This window comes from Bacillus sp. SIMBA_074 (assembly GCF_046534555.1).
Classification (GTDB): Bacteria; Bacillota; Bacilli; order Bacillales; family Bacillaceae_G; genus Bacillus_A; species Bacillus_A mycoides.
The window spans coordinates 138,395-164,773 of record NZ_JAWRYM010000002.1 but is presented as its reverse complement, the minus strand read 5'-3'; the positions used below and the strand labels follow the sequence as shown (position 1 = coordinate 164,773).

At 35.5% G+C, this 26,379-nt stretch carries 27 protein-coding genes, 1 riboswitch and 1 other annotated feature; of the genes, 17 read left to right on the top strand and 10 right to left on the bottom strand.

The features are described 5' to 3' along the window. The first annotated feature begins 77 nt into the window (after positions 1-77). The 3 genes from speG (at position 78) to SB773_RS03135 (ending at position 1,400) form a co-directional block, all read left to right on the top strand. Positions 78-599 carry a spermidine N1-acetyltransferase gene (gene speG, locus SB773_RS03145; protein ID WP_060749293.1) on the top strand — a complete coding sequence of 174 codons (522 nt, stop codon included), beginning with the start codon at positions 78-80 and terminating at the stop codon, positions 597-599. A gap of 154 nt (positions 600-753) precedes the next feature. Then, positions 754-963, top strand: coding sequence for a DUF3955 domain-containing protein (locus SB773_RS03140; protein ID WP_002129860.1), 210 nt, complete (start codon positions 754-756; stop codon positions 961-963). Between the two features lie 257 nt (positions 964-1,220). Then, positions 1,221-1,400, top strand: a complete 180-nt coding sequence (locus tag SB773_RS03135) for a DUF3947 family protein (protein WP_081085919.1) — start codon at positions 1,221-1,223, stop codon at positions 1,398-1,400. 195 nt (positions 1,401-1,595) lie between these two features. On the opposite strand, the gene crcB (SB773_RS03130) is transcribed toward SB773_RS03135, so the two are convergent. Together crcB (SB773_RS03130) and crcB (SB773_RS03125) are read right to left on the bottom strand one after the other, a co-directional pair. Then, positions 1,596-1,952, bottom strand: coding sequence for a fluoride efflux transporter CrcB (gene crcB, locus SB773_RS03130; RefSeq protein ID WP_002167412.1), 357 nt, complete (start codon positions 1,950-1,952; stop codon positions 1,596-1,598). Next, positions 1,949-2,353 (bottom strand): fluoride efflux transporter CrcB, encoded by a 405-nt coding sequence (gene crcB / locus SB773_RS03125; protein WP_207391897.1) that lies wholly within the window; start codon positions 2,351-2,353, stop codon positions 1,949-1,951. Before crcB (SB773_RS03125) ends, crcB (SB773_RS03130) begins: the two co-directional genes overlap by 4 nt. 54 nt (positions 2,354-2,407) lie before the next feature. Further along, positions 2,408-2,467, bottom strand: a riboswitch (Fluoride riboswitch). 220 nt (positions 2,468-2,687) lie between these two features. On the opposite strand from crcB (SB773_RS03125), the gene SB773_RS03120 reads away from it, so the two are divergent. From SB773_RS03120 to SB773_RS03100, 5 genes are all read left to right on the top strand, one after another. Further along, positions 2,688-3,746 (top strand): endonuclease/exonuclease/phosphatase family protein, encoded by a 1,059-nt coding sequence (locus tag SB773_RS03120; protein WP_002167413.1) that lies wholly within the window; start codon positions 2,688-2,690, stop codon positions 3,744-3,746. 34 nt (positions 3,747-3,780) lie between these two features. Next, positions 3,781-5,283, top strand: coding sequence for a DUF4077 domain-containing protein (locus SB773_RS03115; protein WP_410588544.1), 1,503 nt, complete (start codon positions 3,781-3,783; stop codon positions 5,281-5,283). Positions 5,284-5,494: 211 nt separating this feature from the next. Next, positions 5,495-5,890: an SET domain-containing protein gene (locus tag SB773_RS03110; protein ID WP_000573650.1), complete on the top strand. Its 396-nt coding sequence runs from the start codon at positions 5,495-5,497 to the stop codon at positions 5,888-5,890. 643 nt (positions 5,891-6,533) lie between these two features. Next, positions 6,534-7,130, top strand: a complete 597-nt coding sequence (locus SB773_RS03105) for a hypothetical protein (protein ID WP_410588542.1) — start codon at positions 6,534-6,536, stop codon at positions 7,128-7,130. A 20-nt stretch (positions 7,131-7,150) separates the two neighbouring features. Next, positions 7,151-7,438: a DUF3986 family protein gene (locus SB773_RS03100; protein ID WP_060749387.1), complete on the top strand. Its 288-nt coding sequence runs from the start codon at positions 7,151-7,153 to the stop codon at positions 7,436-7,438. Positions 7,439-7,530: 92 nt separating this feature from the next. Here SB773_RS03100 and SB773_RS03095 read toward each other — a convergent pair whose 3' ends face one another. After that, positions 7,531-7,650: a DUF3967 domain-containing protein gene (locus SB773_RS03095; RefSeq protein WP_002016020.1), complete on the bottom strand. Its 120-nt coding sequence runs from the start codon at positions 7,648-7,650 to the stop codon at positions 7,531-7,533. Between the two features lie 351 nt (positions 7,651-8,001). Here SB773_RS03095 and murB point away from each other — a divergent pair, with 351 nt between their 5' ends. Both murB and tyrS read left to right on the top strand, forming a co-directional pair. Continuing rightward, the gene (gene murB, locus SB773_RS03090; protein ID WP_002016019.1) at positions 8,002-8,919 is read left to right on the top strand and encodes a UDP-N-acetylmuramate dehydrogenase; all 918 of its coding nucleotides are present in this window, start codon (positions 8,002-8,004) and stop codon (positions 8,917-8,919) included. A gap of 107 nt (positions 8,920-9,026) precedes the next feature. Next, positions 9,027-9,243 (top strand) — a binding site (T-box leader). 57 nt (positions 9,244-9,300) lie between these two features. Continuing rightward, positions 9,301-10,563 carry a tyrosine--tRNA ligase gene (gene tyrS, locus SB773_RS03085; RefSeq protein ID WP_410588539.1) on the top strand — a complete coding sequence of 421 codons (1,263 nt, stop codon included), beginning with the start codon at positions 9,301-9,303 and terminating at the stop codon, positions 10,561-10,563. A 264-nt stretch (positions 10,564-10,827) separates the two neighbouring features. Here tyrS and SB773_RS03080 read toward each other — a convergent pair whose 3' ends face one another. From SB773_RS03080 to SB773_RS03070, 3 genes are all read right to left on the bottom strand, one after another. Beyond that, positions 10,828-12,006 carry an NAD(P)/FAD-dependent oxidoreductase gene (locus SB773_RS03080; protein WP_002016002.1) on the bottom strand — a complete coding sequence of 393 codons (1,179 nt, stop codon included), beginning with the start codon at positions 12,004-12,006 and terminating at the stop codon, positions 10,828-10,830. A 44-nt stretch (positions 12,007-12,050) separates the two neighbouring features. Beyond that, a complete protein-coding gene (locus tag SB773_RS03075; protein ID WP_002016003.1) occupies positions 12,051-12,491 on the bottom strand; it encodes a DUF1641 domain-containing protein in 441 nt (146 codons plus the stop codon). A gap of 435 nt (positions 12,492-12,926) precedes the next feature. Continuing rightward, a complete protein-coding gene (locus SB773_RS03070; protein WP_088033313.1) occupies positions 12,927-13,271 on the bottom strand; it encodes a winged helix-turn-helix transcriptional regulator in 345 nt (114 codons plus the stop codon). A 383-nt stretch (positions 13,272-13,654) separates the two neighbouring features. On the opposite strand from SB773_RS03070, the gene SB773_RS03065 reads away from it, so the two are divergent. The 3 genes from SB773_RS03065 (at position 13,655) to SB773_RS03055 (ending at position 16,735) form a co-directional block, all read left to right on the top strand. Then, a complete protein-coding gene (locus tag SB773_RS03065; RefSeq protein ID WP_410588777.1) occupies positions 13,655-14,818 on the top strand; it encodes an MFS transporter in 1,164 nt (387 codons plus the stop codon). 15 nt (positions 14,819-14,833) lie between these two features. After that, positions 14,834-15,673, top strand: coding sequence for an aldo/keto reductase (locus SB773_RS03060; protein WP_131247000.1), 840 nt, complete (start codon positions 14,834-14,836; stop codon positions 15,671-15,673). Positions 15,674-15,796: 123 nt separating this feature from the next. Beyond that, a complete protein-coding gene (locus SB773_RS03055) occupies positions 15,797-16,735 on the top strand; it encodes a thioester domain-containing protein (protein WP_410588535.1) in 939 nt (312 codons plus the stop codon). Positions 16,736-16,776: 41 nt separating this feature from the next. Here SB773_RS03055 and SB773_RS03050 read toward each other — a convergent pair whose 3' ends face one another. Beyond that, positions 16,777-17,415, bottom strand: a complete 639-nt coding sequence (locus tag SB773_RS03050) for an NAD(P)-dependent oxidoreductase (protein WP_410588533.1) — start codon at positions 17,413-17,415, stop codon at positions 16,777-16,779. A gap of 304 nt (positions 17,416-17,719) precedes the next feature. Between SB773_RS03050 and SB773_RS03045 the strand changes: the two genes are divergently transcribed. The 4 genes from SB773_RS03045 to SB773_RS03030 all read left to right on the top strand — a co-directional run bounded on the left by SB773_RS03045 (position 17,720) and on the right by SB773_RS03030 (position 23,965). Beyond that, positions 17,720-19,150: an alanine/glycine:cation symporter family protein gene (locus SB773_RS03045; RefSeq protein WP_410588531.1), complete on the top strand. Its 1,431-nt coding sequence runs from the start codon at positions 17,720-17,722 to the stop codon at positions 19,148-19,150. Between the two features lie 222 nt (positions 19,151-19,372). Then, positions 19,373-20,815 carry an alanine/glycine:cation symporter family protein gene (locus tag SB773_RS03040; protein ID WP_033708503.1) on the top strand — a complete coding sequence of 481 codons (1,443 nt, stop codon included), beginning with the start codon at positions 19,373-19,375 and terminating at the stop codon, positions 20,813-20,815. A gap of 299 nt (positions 20,816-21,114) precedes the next feature. After that, on the top strand, positions 21,115-22,296 hold the full coding sequence (locus SB773_RS03035) for a NupC/NupG family nucleoside CNT transporter (RefSeq protein ID WP_002089478.1): 1,182 nt from the start codon (positions 21,115-21,117) through the stop codon (positions 22,294-22,296). 487 nt (positions 22,297-22,783) lie between these two features. Further along, on the top strand, positions 22,784-23,965 hold the full coding sequence (locus SB773_RS03030; RefSeq protein ID WP_410588528.1) for a NupC/NupG family nucleoside CNT transporter: 1,182 nt from the start codon (positions 22,784-22,786) through the stop codon (positions 23,963-23,965). A 46-nt stretch (positions 23,966-24,011) separates the two neighbouring features. On the opposite strand, the gene SB773_RS03025 is transcribed toward SB773_RS03030, so the two are convergent. From SB773_RS03025 to SB773_RS03015, 3 genes are all read right to left on the bottom strand, one after another. Next, entirely contained in the window at positions 24,012-25,181 is a 1,170-nt protein-coding gene (locus SB773_RS03025) for a DUF418 domain-containing protein (protein ID WP_410588526.1), read from the bottom strand. Between the two features lie 301 nt (positions 25,182-25,482). Then, positions 25,483-25,989 carry a ferritin gene (locus SB773_RS03020; protein WP_046955624.1) on the bottom strand — a complete coding sequence of 169 codons (507 nt, stop codon included), beginning with the start codon at positions 25,987-25,989 and terminating at the stop codon, positions 25,483-25,485. 53 nt (positions 25,990-26,042) lie between these two features. Continuing rightward, a complete protein-coding gene (locus SB773_RS03015; RefSeq protein WP_410588524.1) occupies positions 26,043-26,366 on the bottom strand; it encodes a MazG nucleotide pyrophosphohydrolase domain-containing protein in 324 nt (107 codons plus the stop codon). Positions 26,367-26,379: the final 13 nt, after the last annotated feature.

Sequence of the window (26,379 nt, the reverse complement as noted above, 5' to 3'; positions counted from 1 at the left end):
AATGTAATTAGGACGTTTGAAATCGAAAAAAATTGAGAAATTAAGTGAAGAGGTTATTTTACTTGGAGGTTATAGAAATGAGTCAGGAATTAAAGTTACGTCCTTTAGAACGGGAAGATTTAAAGTTCGTGCACGAACTTAATAATAACGCACATATTATGTCTTATTGGTTTGAAGAGCCGTATGAGGCTTTTGTAGAACTACAGGATTTATATGATAAACATATCCACGATCAAAGTGAACGCCGTTTTATCCTGGAGAAAGATAATGAGATGGTTGGATTAGTTGAGTTAGTGGAAATTGATTATATTCATCGAAGAACTGAATTCCAGATTATTATTGATCCGAATTATCAAGGACATGGTTATGCAGCGGAAGCGACGCGTTTAGCGATGGATTACGCTTTTTCTGTATTAAATATGCATAAACTCTATTTAGTTGTTGATAAAGAGAATGAAAAGGCTGTACATGTTTATAAAAAGGTTGGATTTATGGTAGAAGGAGAACTTCTCGACGAGTTTTTCGTTGATGGAAACTACCATAATGCGATAAGAATGTGCATGTTCCAGAAGGAATATTTTAGAGTGAAGAGGCTATAGACAATGATTGTCTATAGTCTTTTTGTTATTTAAGTCAACAACTTTTTATCGTTTTACGATAAAAAGTTGTTGACTTAAAATGTTCCGGGACTTATTATGAGGGTAGCAAAAGGAATGCGGAAAAATTAATTGTGAAATTAAAGGAGAATATATTATGAAAAATAAATTTTTATTAGCTATCGTACTAATATCGTTAGGAGTTACCTGTTTATTAATGCACGGTACAACTAGTAAAGTGGCGGATAATGGGCTTCTTGTAGAACCTTTCTTTTTCCTAGTACCAGTAAGCTACCTATTGTTCTTTAGTGGTATTGGTGTGTTGCTAGTTGGATTTATCACTTCAAAGTTGAAAAAACAGCAATAGATAAATGCTGTTAGTTTAGGAGTGGATTTTTGTGAAACAAAAAGAATTGTCATTATGGTTAAAGTTAATTATCATTCTTTGCGGATGTTTTGGTTTATTGTTCTGCATATATATTGGGCCAGAAACGGGAAGAGCGGTATTGTTAGTTTCAGAAAATTTGAAGGGACTATGTAAGCCATTAGTACTGTTCATTTGGATCACAGGAATTCCATTTTTTAGCGCTTTATTTTTGCACTGGAAGACAAGTAGGAGCAGCGATTACAGTGGCCGGGGCACAGATGACAATTCAGGCAGTGCATCAGGCCATTCAAATGCAACAACAAGCACAAGTAGCACAAATGATGCAGAGCCAGTATATGTCGTATTCACAGCTTCCTGTGCAAAGTATACATTATGATGTGTATCCAGCTGGTTTATCCCGCATTAACGGGCAGTAAAACTCCCACCTCAAAATTCGGCAGGAGCAAAGAAGTTAGGTGGGAGTCGGGCTGCCCGTAAACGCCCGATTGGTGAAGGCTAATAATCAGTGGGTAAGAACAAAACCCCCACTGATTAAAGTTTCACTTTATTTTCCATTCCATATGGCGGGACATACTTCTTATGAAAGAAAGCGACTCAATAGAGTCGCTTTTTTATATTCCACCGAGCTTCATTCCAAGGAATGCGAATAGGATACCAATTATGTAAGTAGTACTTAAATATAAAAGGAATGTGTAAATTTTTTTGCGATTGAGAAGCTGAATGGACTCTAATTTAAGTGTCGAAAATGTGGTGAATGCGCCCATAAATCCAGTTCCTAATAATAATTGCCATCCTGTAGAGACTCCGTTGCCAATTATATACCCGAGTAAAAATGCTCCTGTTATATTAATAAGGAATGTAGCAATTGGAAAGGGTGTTTTATTTCTTTTTTTAAACCAATTGCTAATTGCAAATCGTGTAATCGCACCGAAAAATCCTCCAGTTGCCACTAATAAAGCTTCCATCATAAGTGATCACCTTCCGTAAGTGATTTCTTAATTAAGAAATCACCTAGTGTATAGCCAAGTCCAGACATAATGAGACCGCCAAGTATGCTACATGATACATATAAGAAAGCCGTGCTCCATTCAGAATGATTGATTAATTGCACAGTTTCTACACTAAATGTTGAAAACGTCGTAAAGGAACCGATGAATCCAGTCCCGATGCCTGTGATAACCTCTGAAGGTAAGATGTTTAGCCGGGTGATATACGTAGTTAGCCATGCTAATAAGAAGCAGCCGGCTAAGTTAATGAGTAATGTAGCTAATGGAAAAGAATGATGCCAAAATGTATGAATAGTAAGACCTAAATAATAGCGGGAAAGGGCTCCTAATATGCCGGCGATGCCAACGATAATATAAATCAATTTTCTCACCTCTTTAAATAGCTTGCTCAAAAAAATAGACTCCTACCAGTAGTTATACTGGTAGGAGTCATTAGCTAAGCAGCGGTTATGGCGAACTCCATCGCCTATGATTATTACATATAGTGTACTAAACATTGCGTTTAATTTCCAGTGGAGAAGTTGGTGCATTTTGTATTTATATAATAGTTTAAGATAAGGAATCATTACTTATAAACTAAATATAGTGATATAAGGTTTTCAGTGTGATAAAATATTTCGTATGTCTGTCATTTTTTTTATTTAACTGAAAATAAAGAAAAGTAAAATCGTATGTTTTAGAAAAGGAGTCGTTTGTTTGAAAAAGTTATTAAAAATAGTACTTATATGTATTTTAGTAGGTGTGGGAGTTGTAGGTGGTTTTTTAGCTTATATGACACTTACAAAAGAACAGCCGGCTGATGTTATAAGCTTGAAGGTGGAAAACAATAAGGAGCGCGTAATTGCGCATGAAAATGAATTTAAAGTTACAACATTTAATATTGGATATGCTGGACTAGATAAGGATCAAGACTTCTTTATGGATGGGGGAAAAGGGTCTGGTTCAAGTAGTAAAGAACAAACGGAAACTAACTTAAAGAATATGCTTTCGTTTTTACAAAATGAGAATAGTGATTTTGCGCTATTACAAGAAGTAGATATAAAATCAATGCGATCATTTGATGTAAATGGGCATGAATTTTTGAAAAAAGGACTGCCTGATTATACTTCTTCGTTCGGAAAGAACTATGATACAAAATGGGTTCCTGTACCAATCACAAGTCCAATGGGATATGCTGAAGCTGGATTAAGTACATTTTCTAAATATACGGTTCAAACAGCGAAGAGATTTCAGCTTCCTGGAATGGAGCCGTGGCCAAAGCGTTTATTTGATTTAGACCGAGCGATTGTTGAACATAAAATTCCTGTTAATAATGGGAAATTTGTTAGACTCGTAAATTTACATTTGTCTGCTTATGATGAAGGCGGAAAAATTAGAAAGCAGCAAGTGGAGTATTTAAAAGAATATATGAACAAGCATTATAAAAATGGTGATTATGTAATAATGGGCGGAGACTGGAATCAATTAATTTCTAACGCTCAGTTAAGTGATCCGAAGTTCGTGAAAGAGCGTCCTGAGTGGTTAGTAGAGTTACCAAAGGACTTTACTGATGGTGGCTTTAAGTGGGCTGTAGATCCGTCTGTTATGACTGTGAGAGATGATGTGAAGAAATATGTGGAAGGTGAAAATTTCGTCACGATTATTGATGGCTTTATCGTTTCACCGAATGTTGAAATTGTAAATGTACAAGGGAAAGATTTGAAGTTTGAAAATAGCGATCATAACCCAGTGAGTGCGGTATTCAAGCTGAAGTAATCGATACGTATGAGTAGAAGGTGGGGCTTCATATATGGAGTGGTTAAAGAGAACTTGTTTTTCTAACCTTGAGAAAGAATCACAGAAAAATCATTTATTGCTATTTATCACGATGTGTAGTTTCTTCCTTGGGATAATCGCGATTGGGTATTACGGATATATTTTTACAGAGAGAGCAATAGCATTTTGGATGTGTGGTATTTCTATCGTAGTATTTGGAACGCTGCTTACTTTTATAGAAAGTATGGAAGCAATGTATAAATACATCATGACATGTATGCTACTTATTATGTCTTTCATTATGGTACAAGCATTTAATGAAAGCCCAGCTGTATTTCAAATGGTCTATTTTACATTAGCGGTTTCACTTATTTATTTGAGTGAACGTCTTATTTTAATTCTTGGCGGGGTAGCAGTTGTTGTTACATTTATACTTTGTAGTTATTGGCCAAATCAATTTTTTGCGTATACAGCGTCATCTGAAGCTGCAAATTTCGCAAGCTTGTTAGCGATTGTAACGATCGCTATGTGGGGTGTCACAAAGATTGGTTCTAATCTTTTGGCTCGTTTAAGGGATGAGAAGCAAGCGGTGATGAAGAAAGCTCAGGAGTTAGAAGAAACGCAAAGGCTTATTGAGGAAACTGTTGTGAAGTTAGATAGTAATTTCAATCATTTAAGACAAAATATGAATATATCGATGGAGTCAATGAGTGAAATTAACTTTGCTTTTGAAGAAGTAGCAGTGGGAACTCAATCGCAATCAGAGATGATGTCACGTTCAGTAGAAGTATTGAATGATATGGAGGGAAATATTGACCAAATCATCTCTCAAGTAAGAAATGCGTCGATGCGTGTTGATAAAAGTTTGGAAATCTCAAAGGGTAGTGTAAATACTTTAAGAAATTTTGAAGCTAACATGAGAAGTTTAAATGATGTTGTTTCACAATCAGGAACGATATTTAGAGAATTAATGACACAATCGAAACAAATTAATGAAATTGTAGATGTAATAACGAATATTTCAAGTCAGACGAGTTTGCTAGCTTTAAATGCAAATATTGAAGCTGCAAGGGCAGGCGAGCATGGAAAAGGTTTTGCTATTGTAGCGAATGAAGTATTAAAGCTTGCTGAAGAATCGAATCGTTCTGCGGGGAGAATTCAAGGAATTTTGAAGGAGTTTAGTAATCAAGCAAGTAAAGTAGAAGTGCAGGTAGAGAAGTCAGAAAGAGTACAAGAAGAATGTAACGAAATGTTAGCAAGTGTTTTGACGAATGTAACGGATTTAGGGAAGTTTATTGATGCGATTAATGATGTAATGAGGGAGATTGTTGGTCATCAAGAAAGTTTCCAAGCTAAAACGACGAATATCGTAAAGGACGTTACACATGCTTCTAACGTAATTCAACAAACTTCTGCAGCTACGGAAGAAGTGTTAGCGAGTGTTGAAGAAGAAAAGCATCGAAATGATATATCGGTGAAGACGTTACATACTGTTAGCGAGCAAGTGAAGTTGCTAGAAGATATTTTAGAAAAGTAATATCTCTTAAAAAGGGTACACCATGTGTGCTCTTTTTTCATTTAAATGAATACTTGATAGTAATTTAATTGCTTTTCTGCGCGTTTTCTGCCAAGCTTAAGGAGATAAACTGAGACTTTAATTAGTGGGGCTATACGCTACTGATTATTAGTTGAACCCCGCAAATAGCGGAATAAAATACTTCAAAGAAAGAATTATATAGGTGACGCATATGATCGAAGTTAAGACTTCTGAACTTAGTGATGGAGAATTTAATAGAGGGGTATTTGCAACTCGTGATATTAAAAAGGGTGAGTTGATTCACTCAGCACCAGTTATCTCTTATCCGAATGAACAGCATGAACACATTGAGAAAACGTTACTTGCTGACTACGCATTTGAGTATGGGGTAAATCATACGGCATTCCTGTTAGGATACGGCATGTTATTTAATCATGCATATAATCCGAATGCAACGTATGATATTGTCTTCGAGAATCATACGTTTAACTTCTTTGCTTACAAAGATATAAAAGCGGGAGAAGAGATTCTAATCAATTATAATGGTGAAGTTGATGACGATGAGCTATTATGGTTTGATAAGGAAAAAGAAGAGAACGAAAAATAATTTAATGAGTATAGAAAGGGCACATTCTGTGGGATGTGCTCTTTTTTTATGGCGTGTCCAGCTCATCTGGTCCGCTGCTTGCTGGTGAAAATCCAGTCTCTAAGTAAGAGCCAAGTCGTCTAGTAGCTGACAGGCAGCTGGTGGAGAAATCCTAAGGTTGAGCCCTGTGACAAAGTAATTTCTATTTATAGAAATGCGAGAGCGTATAGGAGTATACAGAGCCAAGAAATACACTATATTTACAACTGAATGATATGGTGAAAGGCTTAAATCGAATCTTATAAGGATTTAAAAATTACTATATCCTATCTCCAATTGGTCAAAGGTGGATCGGTAAAATAGATTGGTATGTCTTAGAATGGCTCAATTCTTTTTTCACTAACATCGCCCCTAAAGATACAGTATTGTACCTTTAGGGAGATGCTTTATTAGCTTTATATTGTAGAGGAAGAGATTTTTAGTTTATTTATTTTTAATCTTATTAAGTTATTATTTTATACAAATTAATAATAACAAATTCATCGCTTTATTTTTAGACTTGTTGGAAAATTTTATATTTTGTAATGTTTAATAGTGAGAAATAATAGGAAATATAAATTTTAGTTATTTCCCACTATTATAAAATTTGAGAGGGGAATGGTAGATGAGAATTATAGCTGGGATACTTTCTTTCGTGTTAATGTTTAGTTTTGCATTGCCATCATTTGTTGATGCAACTGTTGAATTAAATGATGATACAATTGTCGAAGAATATGTTCCTGAAGAAGATGGTGGTATTGATTTATCTAATGTCGATGTTTCTAACTTCGATTTTGAAAAATTCGAGAACGAATATGATTTTTTAGTAACTGACCCTGTATTTTTACAATTAGAAGGAGAACTAAGTAAACCAAGAGTTGAATATGTTATTGAAAAAAATCCTCTTACAGGTGAATTAATAGTTAAACAAGAAATATTACCAGCTCTTGTTATTGGAGCATTAAGGGTTTTAACTTCAAAAGTGGGAAGAACAGCTGCAGATAAAGGTTGGAAAATAGCGAGACCTTATGTACAAAAAGCATTAGACGCACCAAATAAATATATTCTTGAAGGTCCATATAAAACTAGAATTATTCAAGTCAGATCTAAAGTTACTAAAAAAGTGTTATTTAGGTTAGATTATGGTCCAGTAAAAAATAAAGGACCATATTTACATTATCATGTCCCGCCAAATTTGAATGATCATCATATTATTTGGTAAAGGAGAGATTATTTAATAGTATGTGTAACTATGAAGAACACCAACATATGCATATAGGATATTATGAAGATGGATATGATTTAGAAGTTATTGCATATAAGAAAATAGACAAGCCTATATGGGATGTTTTTATTGAAGAATATGAAGCTGACGCGGATTTTTTGTATGAATATGCTAGTAAACATAATTTAGGTGGAAAATTTGTTGGTTACGGTTTGAAAATATTTTCAATAGGGGATAAAGATGCTACTGAAGAACAATCTAGATTAATTTTTGAAAAGTGGTTAAAAACTAATAGCATTGTTTAAAAATTGGTTTATCTTTATTCCACTAATCGAAAAGGTAGAAAAGTATACTTTTCTACCTTTTCGTAGTTTATATACAAACCTTACCAAAACTTCTACCACGGCTTTTTCTTCTCTTTCGCAACTGCCACTTCATCTTGAAATTCCTTCGTTAAATCCTTTGATTCCTGTATCTCACTTAGTATCTTCATGAGAGTCTTATCTCCTGCTTTCAATCGATTTTCTTATATGTCATAAACAAAGTAAAGATTACAAAAAAATACCACTTTTCTTTCGTATGGTATAGTAAGATATTGAAGGGTATTACTTTGAAAAACCTATATATTTTACAAATTGTTGTCTATATGGTTACATGTCAAGTTTAGTAGCCCATTTGGGTTGCTTTATTATGCGATATATATTTTAATATGAGTGGAACCTCTTATAATTTAAGAGGTTTATAGGTGTGCTTTATGTACACTGTATTCACCACGTTAGCTGTTGTTTTGTAATGCATTTTTATGTGGGGATATTATGGACCCGTATATAGCGGGATAAAAAGATTATAGAAATAGAGGAATCGTAAAATGAATATGCACGAGGTTTATAAATATTTAAGTACAGTATTGCCTGAAGGTCATGTGAAGCAAGATGAAATGTTAAAGAATCATACGCATATTAAAGTGGGCGGGAAAGCGGATGTGTTCGTTTCTCCTACGAATTATGATGAAATTCAAGAAGTTATAAAGTATGCGAATCAATACAATATTCCAGTTACGTTTTTAGGAAACGGCTCTAATGTTATTATTAAAGACGGTGGTCTGCGCGGGATTACAGTAAGTTTAATTCATATTACAAATGTTACTGTAACAGGGACAGCGATTGTTGCGGGGTGTGGTGCAGCAATTATTGATGTGTCACGAATTGCATTAGATCACTGTTTAACAGGACTTGAGTTTGCTTGTGGTATACCAGGTTCAGTTGGCGGAGCGTTATATATGAATGCTGGTGCATATGGCGGTGAGGTTGCATATGTGCTAACAGAAGCTGTCGTAATGACAGGTGATGGAGAGCTACGTACTTTAACGAAAGATGCATTTGAATTTGGATATCGTAAGAGTGTATTTGCGAACAATCATTACATTATTCTTGAAGCGAGGTTTGAACTTGAAGAAGGTGTACGTGAAGAGATTAAGGAAAAGATGGATGATTTAACGTATAAGCGTGAATCAAAACAACCTTTAGAGTATCCTTCATGTGGCAGTGTATTTAAGCGTCCACCAAATAATTTTGCGGGTAAGCTTATTCAGGAATCAGGACTGCAAGGTAAGCGAATTGGCGGAGTTGAAGTTTCTTTAAAACACGCTGGATTTATGGTGAATGTTGATAACGGAACTGCGCAAGATTATATCGATTTAATTCATTTCGTACAAACAACTGTTGAAGAAAAATTCGGTGTGAAATTAGAGAGAGAAGTAAGGATTATTGGAGAAGATCTACAGTAATCTTTGAATAAAAAACGTATAAAAGTATGAATTATTTCGAAATAACATTTGGGTATTGTTGACAATTTGATTTGGATTCAATATAATGGCTAATAATTTAACAAATAAAATATACGTTGAAAGAGCCCAGTAGCAGTTTGTCACTGTTATTAAAGAGAGCTAGGGATTGCTGGAACCTAGCACAAACAAACTTGTGAATTACACTCTGGAGTATCTTAGGTAACGCTAAGCGGACTAGCAATCGATATTATTGCTAAGAGTGGTATGAATAGCTATGCTATTTATGCAAACTGGGTGGTAACACGGTGAATAATCGTCCCTATGTCTATTGTAGACATAGGGGCTTTTTTGTTTTCAAAAAAATAAAGGGGATGACAAAAGATGAATATTATTGATGAATTAGAATGGCGCGGTGCTGTGAATCAGCAGACAGATGAAGAAGGTTTACGTAAGTTAGTAGAAGAGAAAAAGATTTCACTATACTGCGGAGTTGATCCGACTGGTGATAGTATGCATATCGGACATTTGATTCCGTTTATGATGATGAAGAGATTCCAATTAGCTGGTCATCATCCGGTTATTTTAATTGGCGGGGCAACAGGAACAATTGGTGATCCAAGTGGACGTCAATCAGAGCGTCAACTGCAAACTTTAGAAGTGGTGCAGCATAATGTAGATGCGTTAACAGCGCAAATGAAAAAGCTATTTGACTTTGGCGGGAATAGCGAAGTGAAGATGGTAAATAACTATGACTGGACACATAAAATAAACATTATCGAGTTTTTACGTGATTACGGAAAAAACTTTAGCATAAATAGCATGTTAGCGAAAGATATTGTCGCAAGTCGTTTAGATACAGGGATTTCTTTCACAGAATTCACGTACCAAATCTTGCAAGCGATGGATTTTCATCATTTATACACAAAAGAAGATGTTCAATTGCAAATTGGTGGTAGTGATCAATGGGGAAATATTACGAGTGGTTTAGATTTAATTCGTAAGTTAGAAGGTCATGAAGCGAAAGTATTCGGATTAACGATTCCATTATTATTAAAATCAGATGGTACGAAGTTTGGTAAATCAGCAGGTGGTGCTATTTGGCTTGATCCGGAAAAGACAACACCGTTTGAATTTTACCAGTTCTGGGTGAATGCAGATGACCGTGATGTAATTAAATACTTGAAATACTTTACGTTCTTAACGAAAGAGCGAATTGATGAATTAGCAGCGAAGGTAGAAACAGAGCCTCATAAACGTGAAGCACAAAAAGTATTAGCGGAAGAAATGACGAAATTCGTTCATGGAGAAGAAGCATTTTTACAGGCAGTGAAAATTACAGCAGCGTTATTTAGCGGAGATATTAAGTCGTTAACAGCTGATGAAATTGAACAAGGCTTTAAAGAGATGCCGACATTCCAATCTTCAAAAGAGACGAAAAATATCGTAGAGTGGCTAGTTGATTTAGGAATTGAACCTTCTAGACGTCAAGCGCGTGAAGATATTAATAATGGGGCTATATCTATGAATGGTGAAAAAGTAACGGATGTCAGTAGGGATGTTACTGTAGAAAATTCATTTGATGGACGATTCATCATTATTCGTAAAGGGAAGAAGAACTACAGCTTAGTGGAATTAGGAGAATAGTTCTTGTGAAAGAGCGGAAGTAGGGAAGATATCTACTTCCGCTCTTTTCATATACACAATTTCGACATAAAAAAGTCAGTATATTTTGATAATTAAAGAGGTTATATTATTCTTTTGTCGAATAAATAAGTTAGAGAAAATTACGGATAAAGTGAAACTTTAATCAGTGGGGGGTTTTGTTCATCCCCACTGATTATCAGCCCGCAAATAGCGGGATAAAAATAGCCCGAACCATGCAGGGCATGATTCGGGCTTATATTCAGATTAGTATGCTAAGCTGAATAGACCTTTAATGTGTGATAAGTAACGAACGTTACTTGCTTCTTTCATTAATGATGCTGGTAAACCTTTAAGCGGAGTATTGCTTGCTCCGATTGTAGCAACAGCATCTTTACGTCCTAGACTAGCAAGTGTTCCAGAGTTGATAGGTGCGAACTCTTCGAATGCTTTGCCTTCTAGTGCTGCGTATAAGTTGTATCCAATTAACTCACCCATTTGCCAAGCGATTTGTGCAGTTGGTGGGTATGGACGACCGTCTGGAGAGAAGACAACAGCGCTGTCTCCAGCAACGAATACGTCTTTGTGAGAAGTAGATTGTAGATGTGCATCAACAGTTGCACGACCGCGGTTTACTTCAAGACCTGATTCACCAATTAATGGATTACCTTGTACGCCGCCTGTCCAAACGAATGTGTTAGCAACGATTTTTTGACCGTCTTTTAAGTCGATTTCATTACCAGCAACGTTTGTTACAGGAAGACCTGTTAAGAATGTAACACCGCGTGCTTCTAAGCTAGCAGTTGCACGTTCGATTAAGTGGTCTGGTAATACTGGAAGGATTTTTGGACCTGCTTCAACAAGAAGAAGTTTAACTTCTTTTGGATTTACGCCATGGCTTTTTGCAAGTTTAGGCATAATGTCAGCAAGCTCACCAACTAGCTCAACGCCAGTTAATCCGCCACCACCGATTACGATTGTAGCATCAGCTTCGTTTTTCGTTTTAGCGTATTCACGAATACGGTCTTCAACGTGTTTGTAGATTTTGTTTGCATCAGCAGCAGATTTTAATACCATGCTGTTTTCTTCTAGTCCTGGAATACCGAAGTAAGCAGTTTTACTTCCTAAAGCAACTACAAGTGCATCGTAAGATAGCGTAGTGCCACCAGCTAGTTTGATTTCTTTGCTATCAACTGAGAATGACTCAACTGTTGCAATTTTAAGATCGATGTCTTTACCTTTGAAAAGCTTTGTAAGTGGCATTGCAATTGCTTGCTCAGCAACGTTACCAGCTGCAAGGCGGTGTAGTTCAGTGATGATTTGGTGCGTTGGGTATTGGTTAATCACTGTAACTTGTGCTTCTGATTTGCTGTAATATTTACGTACGTTTAAAGCGGCAAGAAGACCGCCATAACCAGCGCCTAAGATGACAATTTGTTTTGACATAGTATGATATCCCCCGTCTTTACTAATTGTTGTTATAAGTTAAATTATTTATTGTTACGTTCTGCACTAATTTGAAGGTATGCGTTCACAAAGCGGAACATTTTTTGTGCTTGTGGGTCTTTTAGTAATTTTAATAGACCGAACAGGCCGATAACTTCGTTGCTTTCATCAGCACGATCTTTCGCTTCGATAGCAGTTGCAGCCATGCTTTTCACTGTATCTTTTACAGGTTCTACAAGCTCTGTGATTGCACTAACAGTGTCGCTTTTTAATACTTCATCAGTAGCAACAGTTTGAGCGAAGTCATAAGACTTAGTTAAAATGTTAACAAGCTCAGTTAATTTTGGAAGCTGTTCCACTAGTGTTGTTAATGATTCTTGTACCTCAGGTTTTAACAACTGATCAAGTACATCAAGTTGTCCTTGGCTAGCAGAAATTTGTACAGTTTCTTGTTCTGGCTTTGTTTGAGTCATAGTTTCTGGCATCTCCAATTCTCCTTTACGATAGCAATACTCTTATTTTTGATAGATAAGATAGTAAACACTTGCGAAACTTTATACAAAGTTTCACAAAGCACAATAAAATGCCTTTAAATTTATGACAGCAAGTAGGCTGAAAACATAAATTTAAAACCATAACGTCTTACCTATTATTTATGAACTGTCCGATACATGGCTTGTCCGCATAATGGAAAGTTCCCTTATCGGAAAGTGTATATAATATATATCCTATATTATATACTATATACACGTATGTTAACATAAAAATGATTCCTAATTATTTGATATTGAGCCCGTAACCTAGTAATGACAAGGTATGAAAGCGCATAAATTATTTTACTTCGATGAGAAGTATACCTATATAATAATAAAAAAAGGAAAAAACAAACAAATTCACGTTCGTTTTTTCCTTTTTTCTTATTATTCACTCTCTGCGATTAGCATCGATGTGTTGCCGCCTTTTTCAAGATGGCATTCGCCCCAAGTACAAAGAGAGTCAAGAATCGATTCTAAAGACCAACCGTAGTCGGTAAGAGAATATTCTACTTTCGGTGGTACTTGATTGTATACCTTTCTTTGAATAACGCCGTCGTCTTCTAATTCACGTAATTGCTGTGTTAACATCTTTTGTGTAATACCAGGCATTAAACGTTTTAGTTCACTCGTTCTCTTTGTACCTTTCGTTAAGTGACAAAGAATAACAACTTTCCATTTTCCGCCGATAACCTCTAAAGTCGCCTCTACAGGAATATTGTATTTCTTCATATGAAACCCTCCTTTGGTAAATGCAGATTTCAAAAGTAAGCTAAATAATACAAATGTTACTTTTTAGTACCTATAGCACTTTAAAGTACGTACTTTTTATTATGTTAAATATGTTTCATAATAGCACATGTAAGAGGCAAATGAGTAGTACGGTACTGAAAAGTGACTATGTTACTTTTTGGTACCTATCGTACTTTAAAGTGCGTTCTTCAAAAAAAGGATGAAACCATTCATAATAGCATTTATAAGTATGAAATATATTTTTTAGAAGATAAAAGGGCCTTTTTATCATACTATTATGATTGGATTTCTTGTAATAAGGAGGAATTCAATTGAGTTCATATACAGTATCATCTTCAGAAGTTCAGACGAATCGAAGAAGTATGTTTGCTTTATTAGCACTAGCAATTAGTGCGTTTGGGATTGGTACAACTGAGTTTATTAGTGTCGGTTTATTACCATCTATTTCAAAAGATTTAAATGTTTCGGTTACAACAGCTGGTTTAACTGTTTCCTTATATGCGTTAGGAGCAGCGGTAGGAGCTCCTGTTTTAACAGCGTTAACGGCTATTATGTCGCGAAAGACATTATTAATGTGGATTATGGTTATTTTCATTATTGGTAATGGCATTGCGGCGGTAGCAACAAGCTTCACTGTACTAATTATCGCAAGGATTGTATCTGCATTTGCGCATGGTGTGTTTATGTCGATAGGATCTACAATTGCTGCGGCAATCGTACCAGAGAATAAACGTGCTAGCGCAATTGCGATTATGTTTACTGGATTAACAGTTGCGACTATTACAGGTGTGCCAATTGGGACATTTATCGGTCAGGAGTTTGGCTGGAGAGCATCGTTTATGGCGATTGTTGTAATTGGAATTATTGCGTTCATCGCAAACAGTATACTGGTTCCATCTAATTTGAAAAAGGGTGTACCTGTATCATTTCGTGATCAATTCAAACTAATTAAAAATGGAAGACTGTTACTTGTTTTCATTATTACTGCACTTGGATACGGCGGTACATTCGTAACATTTACGTATTTATCACCGCTATTACAAGAAGTAACAGGATTTGAAGCAAGTACTGTTACCATCATTTTATTAGTGTATGGAATCGCAATTGCGATAGGGAATATGGTCGGCGGAAAATTATCGAATCATAATCCGATTCGAGCGCTATTTTACATGTTCTTTATTCAAGCAATTATATTATTTGTTTTAACATTTACAGCACCATTTAAAGTAGCTGGATTAATCACAATTATTTTCATGGGACTATTCGCATTTATGAATGTTCCGGGGCTACAAGTATATGTCGTTATATTGGCAGAGCGCTTTGTTCCAAGTGCGGTTGATGTTGCTTCAGCAATTAATATTGCAGCATTTAACGCAGGGATTGCTTTAGGTTCTTATATAGGTGGCCTTGTAACGAATTCGTTAGGATTAATCCATACTGCTTGGGTAGGCGGCATTATGGTAGTAGGCGCTGTTATTTTAACAGCGTGGAGTATGACATTAGAAAAAAGAGATCAAGCAAAATAAAGGAGAGAAAATAAAATGAAAAATTTACAAAGTAAAGCAGTATTGCATAATGGTGTAGAAATGCCTTGGTTCGGTTTAGGTGTATTTAAAGTAGAAGAAGGACCAGAACTTGTAGAAGCTGTAAAATCAGCGATTAAAGCAGGATACCGTAGCATCGATACAGCTGCAATTTACGGAAATGAAAAAGCTGTGGGTGAAGGAATTCGTGCAGGTATTGAAGCAACTGGTATTTCAAGAGAAGAATTATTTATCACTTCAAAAGTATGGAATGCAGATCAAGGATATGAAGCAACACTTGCTGCATACGAAGAGAGCTTAAAAAAATTAGAACTAGATTATTTAGATTTATATCTTGTCCATTGGCCTGTTGAAGGGAAATATAAAGATTCGTGGAGAGCGTTAGAAACACTTTATAAAGAAGAACGCGTGCGTGCAATTGGTGTAAGTAATTTCCAAATCCATCACCTACAAGATGTGATGAAAGATGCAGAAATTAAACCGATGATTAACCAAGTAGAATACCACCCTCGTTTAACACAAAAAGAATTACAAGCTTTCTGTAAAGAACAAGGTATTCAAATGGAAGCATGGTCACCACTTATGCAAGGTCAATTATTAGATAACGAAACATTACAAGAAATTGCTGATAAACACGGCAAAACGACAGCGCAAGTGATCTTACGTTGGGACTTACAAAATGGAGTTATTACAATTCCAAAATCAACGAAAGAACACCGCATTATTGCAAATGCTGATGTATTTAATTTTGAATTAACTAAAGAAGATATGGAAAAAATCGATGCATTAAACCAAAATCACCGCGTTGGTCCAGATCCTGATAACTTTGATTTCTAATAGAGGTAAGTTCAAAGGGTGCAAAAAAGTTTGCACTCTTTTTTGTTTTGTCTATGCATAAAAAACTTTTCTAACTAAATAATACATAGTAGTAAATTTGTTATTTTATAAGGGGTTGTAGACATGAATATAAAACGATCGTTCAAGCTAGTGGCCGCTTTTTTGAGTGTTTTATTTGTATTTGCGAACTTATTATTCCCACTTCAAAAAGCATTCGCAGAAGTTATGGATCATACGAAGTATGAAATGGATTGGAGTTATAGTAGATCAAAGAAGAAACCAATTCGAACAGAGCTTATTAAAACGGCAGATGGCAAAATTGCTTTTTGCTTAAATGTAGATTTGAAATCTCCGAGCGGCCAAGATTTACCTGAAATGGGTAAAGTAGATATTAACGTGTACCGTGTACTATTAAACGGGTATCCGCAGAAGAGCCCACAAGAATTAGGTGTTTCTGACTGGAGAGATGCACATTACGCAACGCAGCTTGCGGTGTGGAATGCGTTAAAACAAATTGATATTAACGATTTAGATTTTCGTAATAAAAATGTAGAAAAAGTCACGAAAGCTATAGTTGAAAAAGCCAATGCTAGTGAAGATTTACAAGAAATTACGATGAGTGTAATACCGTCAGAAGAACAAGAAGCCGTATTAAAAGATGAGTTTTTTGAAACTGGTTTATATACAGTGCAAACAAATGCAAAAAGCGGAACGTATAAAGTACAAGCAACAGGTGCACCAGAAGGCGCGAAGTTCGTAAATGAAAAAGGTGAAGCGAAAACCGAATTTAATGTTGGAGAGAAGTTCCGCATTTTAATTCCGAAACAAACGCCAGCAGGTGGATTTAGCTTTAAAGTATCAGGGAATTTAACGAAATTACAAGGAATTGCACATAAAGGCACACCAACAATTCAAAATGCGGTTGTATTACTTGAGCGTAGTGAAGAGAAGACAAGTCCAGAGTTAGCGGTTAGTTGGAAAAAGTCAAATGGTCATGATAATAAACCAAATAAACCCTATACACCAAATGAACCACATAAACCGAATCAATATAACAGATGATGAAAAAAGCTCGTAAACATTATGTTTACGAGCTTTCTTTATTATTCAGCTTCAGAAACAACTGTGAAGCGTTCGTTTACGTGTTTTGGATTTTCAATTTCATCAAGTGTTGCAACTGCGAAGTCTTCATAACTTACGTAGCTATCACCTTTTGCATTAACAAGAAGATTATCTTTACCAGCTTGGTAAGAGCCAGTACGTTTTCCTAATGCGAATAGTGCAGAAGGACTGATGAATGTCCAAGTAATATCATTTGTTTGTTGTAAGATTTCTAAGTTTTTACCTTGGTTTTGAGCAGTTGCAAGATATTCATTTGGGAATCCTGGTGTATCAAATACACGTGTTGTTTTCTCTTCGTCTACAAATAAGCTACCAGCGCCGCCAACAACAAATAATTTTGTATTAGGTGCACCTTTCATAGCTTCGATAAGTACGTTTCCTGCATCTACGTGAAGGTGTTCTTGTCCGGCTGGAGCACCGAATGCATTTACAACTACATCAAATGCTTGTAGGTCATTAGATGTAAGAGTGAATACATCTTTCTCTAAAATCTTTACATTTTCTTCTGTAATTTTTGCAGCGCTTCTTACGATTGCAGTTACTTCATGTCCGCGATCTAATGCTTCTTTTAAAATACGACTTCCTGCTTTTCCGCTTGCTCCGATAATTCCAATTTTCATAATGATTCCCTCCAAGTTTCTTTATTAAAGTGTATATCTAAAAATAAATGAATTTAGTGTAATTAGGTTTGTTACAACTCGATGTAATCATTATAGTTACAGGTGTGCATTTTTGTCAATGGTGTTGTTTATGAAATTATTTTTTATTTTAGTATGCGCACCTGATGAAAGTAGATTCAGAAAAGAGCATTGTATTCGTAAGGTGAATCCTAATATTTGGAAGTTATAAATTGTCGAAAAATGTTGATTTTTGAATATTTTTTGAATATAATTCGATTTATGGAGAAAAGGAGGGGTTAATTGTATGAATATTTTAGAACAATTCGTTTCATCAACGAATACAATTCTTTGGTCATATATTCTTATTGCAATGTTAATTGGTTTAGGGCTTTATTTTTCTATTAAATTGAAATTCGTACAACTTACTCATTTAGGGGAAATGATTCGATTAATGAGTGATGGCTTAACTGGAAAGACACGTAAAAAGGGAAGTGTATCGTCATTCCAAGCATTTTGTATGAGTTCAGCAGCTCGTATTGGTATCGGGAACTTAGCTGGTGTAGCGCTAGCTATTTCTATGGGAGGACCAGGAGCTGTATTTTGGATGTGGGTTATTGCGATTATTGGGGCGTCTTCAAGTTTCGTAGAAAGTACGCTTGCGCAAATTTATAAAGTAAAAGATGGCAGTGGCTTCCGTGGTGGTCCTGCTTATTATATGGAAAAAGGTTTAAATAAACGTTGGATGGGAATTTGGTTCTCTATTCTAATTACAATTACTTACGGATTAATTTTCAACTCCGTACAAGCAAATACAGTTACATTAGCATTTAAAAATGCTTTTGGTATTGAGCGTTATGTTGTAGGGATTGTACTTGCGGTATTGGTTGGGGTTATTATTTTTGGCGGTGTGAAAAGTATTGCGCGTATGTCAGAAATGATTGTTCCGCCGATGGCAATTATTTATATTGCAGTAGCTATTTTCGTCGTTATTAAAAATTATTATTTAATACCGGATATGTTTACAGAAATCTTTAAAGGGGCATTTGGTTTAGATTCAGCTGTAGGTGGCGGTATTGGTGCTGCAATGAAGTTTGGTATTCAACGCGGATTATTTGCGAACGAAGCAGGTATGGGTAGTGCACCAAACGCGGCAGCAACAGCGGATGTAACACACCCAGCAAAGCAAGGTTTTATTCAAACAATTGGCGTATTAGTAGATACATTCTTAGTATGTACATCGACGGCATTTATCGTACTATGTTCTGGTGCATATAAAGCAACAAATTTAGAAGGTATTGAGTTAACGCAAAATGCATTAAGTTCACAGATTGGTCCGTGGGCAAGCAGTTTCTTAGCAATTATTATTTTCTTATTTGCATTCAGTTCTCTTCTAGGAAACTACTATTATGGTGAAACAAATATTGAATTTATTAAACAAAGTAAAACTTGGTTAACAATTTACCGTATTGCGGTTGTAGGAATGGTACTATTCGGTTCTGTTGCGACGCTTCAAGTTGTATGGAATATGGCGGATTTATTTATGGGACTAATGGTAATGACAAACTTAATTGCGATTACACTTCTTGGCCGATTTGCATATGCTGCGTTGGCGGACTATGTGAAACAAAAGAAACAAGGAAAAGATCCGGTATTCAGCGCAGATTCTATTCCTGGTTTAACGAACACAGAGTGTTGGGATAAGCCGGCGGTAACAGATAAAGAAAAAGCAGTATAATAAAAAGGCGAGCATCGAGATGAATTCGATGCTCGTTTTTTTGTTGTAATTAATGATATTAAGGCTAAAAGATGATTAATATAATTTTTATAAAAAATACGGATGTTATAATTGTTAACATTTTCATGTTATAAAACCTTACATTCCTTGTCGAAAATTCTTGATTGTTAAAAGTTTTTAGAATATAATCTTCTTAGTGTTATGAAGAGGGGGAACGCAATGATGGATTTTTTAACTAGTGTTATTGGGGATATAAATAATGTTCTTTGGTCATATATTATTATTGCAATGCTAATTGGACTTGGGCTTTATTTTTCTTTCCGAGTAAAGTTTGTTCAAATACGTTACTTTGGAGAAATGATTCGTTTACTTGGGGATGGAGCGAGTTCAAAAACAAGAAAAGCGCAAAAAGAAAAAAGTGGTGTATCATCATTCCAGGCTTTTTGTATGAGTACAGCTTCTCGTGTAGGTACTGGTAACTTAGCTGGTGTAGCTATCGCAATCTCAGCAGGTGGACCAGGAGCGGTATTTTGGATGTGGTTAATCGCGGTAATTGGGGGTGCTTCTGCATTTGTAGAGAGCACATTAGCGCAAATTTATAAAGTAAAAGATGGGAATGCGTTCCGTGGTGGTCCAGCGTATTATATGGAAAAGGGTTTAAAGAAACGCTGGCTAGGAGTTGTCTTCTCTGTTCTAATAACAGTTAGTTTCGGATTAATTTTCAACGCCGTGCAGTCAAACACAGTAGCGGCGGCTTTTGATGGAGCATTTAACACAGATGGTAAGTTTGTAGGTCTGTTTATGGCTGGTTTACTTGCAATCATTATCTTCGGCGGAGTAAAACGTATTGCACGTGCGGTTGAAATGATTGTTCCAGTAATGGCAATTATATATGTAGCAGTGGCATTATTCGTTGTTGTAACAAACATTACGGCAATTCCATATGTATTTAAAGAAATTTTCTTACATGCTTTCGGAATTAAAGAAGTAGTGGGCGGGGGATTAGGAGCTGCGATTTTACTAGGGGTAAAACGTGGATTATTCTCAAATGAAGCAGGTATGGGTAGTGCGCCAAACGCAGCTGCGACTGCAAACGTAACGCACCCAGTTAAACAAGGTTTCATTCAAACTTTAGGGGTATTTACAGATACATTATTAATTTGTAGTTGTACAGCATTTATCATTTTATTATCAGATGTGCCTGGAGCGGCTGATTTAAACGGAATTCAATTAACGCAACAAGCATTAAGTCAACATATCGGACCGTGGGCTTCTATATTTGTAGCAGTTGCAATCTTCTTGTTTGCATTTAGTTCATTAGTAGGTAACTACTACTATGGTGAAACAAATATTGAGTTTTTAAATGGAAGTAAAGTTTTACTAAATGTTTATCGAATCGCGGTACTTGGTATGGTTATGTTAGGTTCTGTAGCAACAATTCAAATTGTTTGGGACTTAGCAGATTTATTCATGGGTATCATGGCTATTATTAACTTAGTGGCGATTGTATTCCTTTCTAAGTATGCTTTCGCGGCATTATCAGATTACGTAAAACAAAAGAAACAAGGAAAAGATCCAGTCTTTTATGCGGAGTCTATTCCTGGTTTAAACAATACAGAGTGCTGGGACAAGCCAGCAGTAGCAGATAAAGAAAAAGCTGTATAATAAAAAGGAACGAGCATCAGAGAAATTTGATGCTCGTTTTTTTTATGGTGATAAACTAAAGGAAGAGGGAAAATACGAACATTAATGAGTGTTTTATAATAAAATGTATTTTTTTAAGAAAAGTGCGGATGTGAGTTATAATTTGTGTTAGAATGGAAAATGGCTTTGAGACAAGAAATTTTATGGTTTTTCATATCCGATTGAAGGTTTTGGAGGAGAAATGGAAAGTTCGGATTATTCCTTGTTTTGAGTAGTCAGACGTTCAACGTTAATGAAGAGTTAAATGGAGGATTTTATTAATGAAGTTTGTTATGTTTCTTGTAGGACTACTAGTTGTATTCGTACTCGGCTTTCTTATAAGTTCTGATCGTAAGAAGATTAAGTATAAACCAATCGCAATTATGCTTGTTATTCAGCTAGCGTTAACGTATTTCTTATTAAATACGCCAATTGGTTATATTTTAGTAAAAGGAATTTCAGATGGATTTGGAGCGCTTCTTGGATACGCGGAATCTGGAATCGTTTTCGTATTTGGTGGCCTTGTTAATAAAGGAGAGGTTTCATTCTTCTTAACAGCTTTATTACCAATCGTATTCTTTGCAGTGTTAATCGGAATTCTGCAACACTTTAAAATTTTACCGATATTTATTCGTGCTATTGGTACTATGCTAAGTAAAGTAAATGGTTTAGGAAAATTAGAATCATATAATGCAGTAGCGGCCGCAATTGTTGGGCAAGCAGAAGTATTTATTACAGTAAAAGATCAATTAAGTAAAATCCCAAAACATCGTTTATATACACTATGTGCATCTTCCATGTCGACAGTATCGATGTCGATCGTTGGTTCTTATATGAAAATGATTGAACCAAAATATGTAGTAACAGCACTTGTATTAAATTTATTTAGTGGTTTCATTATCATTCATATTATTAACCCGTACGATATTACAGAAGAAGAAGATACACTGAAGTTAGAAAATAAGAAAAAACAGTCATTCTTTGAAATGTTAAGCGAATATATTATGCTTGGTTTCACGATTGCGATTACGGTAGCAGCAATGTTACTTGGTTTCGTAGCATTAATTACAGCAATCAATAGCTTGTTTGATTCAGTGTTCGGTATTACATTCCAAGCTATTTTAGGATATATTTTCTCTCCATTAGCATTCGTAATGGGTATCCCGCAAGCAGAAATGGTAACAGCGGGACAAATTATGGCAACAAAATTAGTATCAAACGAGTTTGTTGCGATGCTTGATCTAGGAAAAGTAGCTGGTGATTTATCAGCTCGTACAGTTGGTATTCTTTCTGTATTCCTTGTATCATTCGCGAACTTCTCATCTATCGGAATTATTGCAGGTGCAACGAAAGGAATCGATGAAAACCAATCAAACGTTGTTTCATCATTCGGATTACGACTTGTATACGGTGCGACATTAGTAAGTCTTTTATCCGCGATTATCGTTGGTGTTATGTTATAAAGTGAAACTTTAATCAGTGGGGGCTTTATCCCCCGCTGATTATTAGCCTTCACCAATCGGGCTTTTACGGGCAGTTAATCACCCACCTAACTTCTTTGTTTTCGCTGAATTTTGAGGTGGGGGTCTTACTGCCCGTTAAAGCGGGGTAAAAAGGGAGGCCCTAGCTCATAGCTAGGGCTATTTTTTATGGTGAATTTACATAAAAAACCCAATCGGTTAGGAATATATTAACATATAAAAATCTTTTAAAATTTATATTGCATTTCAATTAGATAACGCTTACAATTTGATTTGTAGGTGGTATCCATTTCAGACGTTAAATACGGTAGAGAAGAAGAGACTACCTGTTATAAATTGCAATTTATGTAAACGCTTACCTATTTTAGAAGACAGTTCAAAATATTTTAGGGGTTCATATTTTTTAACATTAATGGTCAGACGTCATTCGTTATACGACTGATAACTCATGGAAGTGGAGGATTCACATATGAAGTTAGTAATGTTTCTAGTCGGTTTACTTGTAGTATTTGTACTAGGGTTCCTTATAAGTTCAGATCGTAAGAAAATTAAATATAAACCAATTGCAGTTATGCTTGTAATTCAATTGGTACTTGCGTATTTCTTACTAAATACAAAGGTCGGATTTGTATTAGTAAAAGGGATTGCAGATGGATTTGGCGCTATTTTAAAATTTGCGGAAGCAGGGGTTAATTTCGTATTTGGTGGTCTAGCAAATGATGGACAAGCACCATTCTTCTTAACAGTATTATTACCAATTATTTTCTTAGCAGTACTAATTGGAATCTTACAACATATTAAAGTTTTACCGATTATCATTCGTGCAGTCGGTTTCGTATTAAGTAAAATTAACGGTTTAGGAAAACTTGAATCATATAACGCAGTAGCAGCGGCAATTGTTGGTCAAGGTGAAGTATTTATTACAGTAAAAGATCAATTTAGCAAATTACCAAAAAATCGCTTATACACACTTTGTGCATCTTCTATGTCAACAGTATCGATGTCAATCGTCGGTTCTTATATGAAAATGATTGATCCAAAATATGTAGTAACAGCACTTGTACTAAACTTATTTAGTGGATTCATTATCGTTCATATTATTAATCCATATGACGTGAACGAAGAAGAAGACATTTTAGAATTACAAGAAGACAAGAAGCAAACATTCTTTGAAATGTTAGGCGAATATATCATGCTTGGTTTCTCTATCGCTGTAACAGTTGCGGCGATGTTAGTCGGTTTCGTAGCGTTAATTACAGCAATTAACGGTGTGTTCGATTCTATTTTCGGAATCACATTCCAAAGCATTTTAGGATACATCCTCTCACCATTAGCATTCGTAATGGGTATTCCAACACCAGAGATGCTAACAGCAGGACAAATTATGGCGACGAAATTAGTAACAAACGAATTTGTTGCGATGCTTGATCTTGGAAAAGTAGCTGGTGATTTATCAGCTCGTACAGTAGGTATTTTATCAATCTTCCTTGTATCATTTGCGAATTTCTCATCTATCGGAACTATCGCGGGTGCAACGAAGAGTATCGATGGAAAACAAGCAAACGTTGTATCTTCATTCGGATTAAAACTTGTATACGGTGCAACGTTAGTAAGTATATTATCAGCGATTATCGTTGGGGTTATGCTTTAATAAATTAAGAAAAGCAATGAGCGTGTGGGCTCATTGCTTTTTTTGTTTAACTTGCTTTATCCAAACTTCTTTTAAATCGTGGTCTCTCTAAATAAGTTCCCAGTCTCCATACATATTCAACAGGCCCCATTCGATATTTCCGTAGCCAATATGTGCTAACCAATAGTTGAATCGTATAAATTCCGATGGTTAAAAGAATACCGAAGAAGTATCCGATTTTACCGAATAAGCCAAAGCCATAAGCGTAAAAAATTGTTGTTGCGATAATGGATTGAGCTAAGTAATTACTAACCGACATTTTCCCCATATTCGCCATATATGTTAGTAAGCGCGATGCTTTTTTGTAATGAAATAATAAAATAATTGTGCTTCCGTAAAAGAATGTCATGGTTACTGATGTAAGGCCATCTTGTAACATAATTAAAATTGGATGCTTTACGAACATGGCTAAGGTTTTAATTGTGAAAGAGAAAATACTAGTGATAAGCCAAATCTTTTTGATAGAAGGTATGTGTTTATCAATCTCAAATAGCCAGCCCTTTTTTCCTACATACATCCCGAGTAAGAAAAGTGGGGACATAAAAATTATTGCGAAAATTGATATGAAAACTAGTCCGAAGAAACCATTAATCCCAATATACTCGAAAGGATTTTCAGTTAATCTAAAGTTGACATGATCCATATAGCTTCCAGTTTCATGAACTTTATGCTCTTTTTCAATATAAGGAGCAAAATCATTAATATTTGTATTTGGATCAGTTTGATAAGACATAAGTGTAATGAGTGCGAGTAGAATAGTTGCCCAAATCAATAATGTTTTTGGTTTTCTATTTATAAACATCATTAAGAAAATCCCGATAAGCCCGTATGCAAATAAAATATCTCCGGACCAAACAAAGGTGCCGTGAATGAAACCTAGTAGTAAAAGAATGCTAATACGCCTTATATATGTAGGGAAAAACTTTCTTCCTTTTGCGATAATACTTTTTTGTAACAAAATAATGCTAAGCCCAAATAAAAAAGAGAATAGGGAAATAAAATTCTGCGTGCCGAAAAATTGAATAAACCAATTAGCACTTTCATCGAGTTTTCCGAAAATATAAGTGGGTTTTTCATTGGCGAATAACCCGAATTGAATTAATGTTATATTAACAAGTAAAATGCCAAATAAAGCGAAACCACGAATGGCGTCAACAAATTCTACACGTTGGTTCATTTTTTCTCTCCTCGTATATTGTTTTATCCCGCTATTTGCGGGCAGTAAGACTCCCACCTCAAAATTCGGCGGGAGCAAAGAGGTTAGGGGGGAGATCAACTGCCCGTAAACGCCCGATTGGTGAGGGCTAATGATCCGTGGGGGATGAACAAAACCCCACGGATTAAAGTTTTACTTTATATTGAAAATAATACCATTTTTTTACTGATTCTATGTCAAATACGAGGAATTTTAAGGTTATTTTAAGCTAGAGAGAAAATAAAAAAATCACCTTAATACATTCATTAAGGTGATTGGAATACTACTCAGCTGGAGGCGTAAATGTACGTTTCTCTAATTCAGCATCTAGCATAAATAATGCGTTTGAATCGCTTGTAATACGTTTTAATTTTTGGATGATGCTATCGAATGAAGATTCTTCTTCTACTTGCTCATCGACGAACCATTTTAAGAATGTAATTGTTGCATGCTCACGCTCATCCCAAGCGATATCAGATAAGTTGTAAATACGCTTCGTTACTTCACGCTCGTGCTCAAGTGCCACTTCAAAAGCGTTCAGTACAGATTCGTATTTGTTATTTGGATTATCAAATCCAGTAATAATAGCGCGCTCACCGCGGTCATTAATGTAGTTGTAAAGCTTCATTGCGTGGAAACGTTCTTCTTCAGCTTGTACAAGGAAAAAGTTAGCGAATCCATCATAGCTCTCAGCTGTACAGTAAGCAGCCATTGCCATATAGGCGTGGGCAGAGTAAAATTCAAAGTTCATTTGATCGTTTAATGCGTCGTGCAATTTTTTAGATAACATAAAATCCCCCTTAGTATTGTGACAAGAACATTATACCATAATTGATAATATTCTCATTTGGATACTTCAAACCTTTTCGAAAGCTTTGTGACGTGTGCCTCCATAATGTCTTGTAAATCTAAATCATATTTTTGTGAAAGAATAATAAGATTAGATAGTACATCACCAAGTTCTTCTTTTAACTCTTGTTTTAGTTCTGCTTCTGTTTTCACTTTTTCGTCAGGACGATCACGGCCAATTTCGATTGCGCGAACAACGCGTGAAACTTCTCCAACTTCCTCTGTTAAGAAATTTAAGCGAATAAAGGAATTATACTGTGACCAGCTTCGTTTTTCGTAAAATTCCTCCACCCATCTTTGAAATGCGACGATATCCATTTCTTCCTCATCC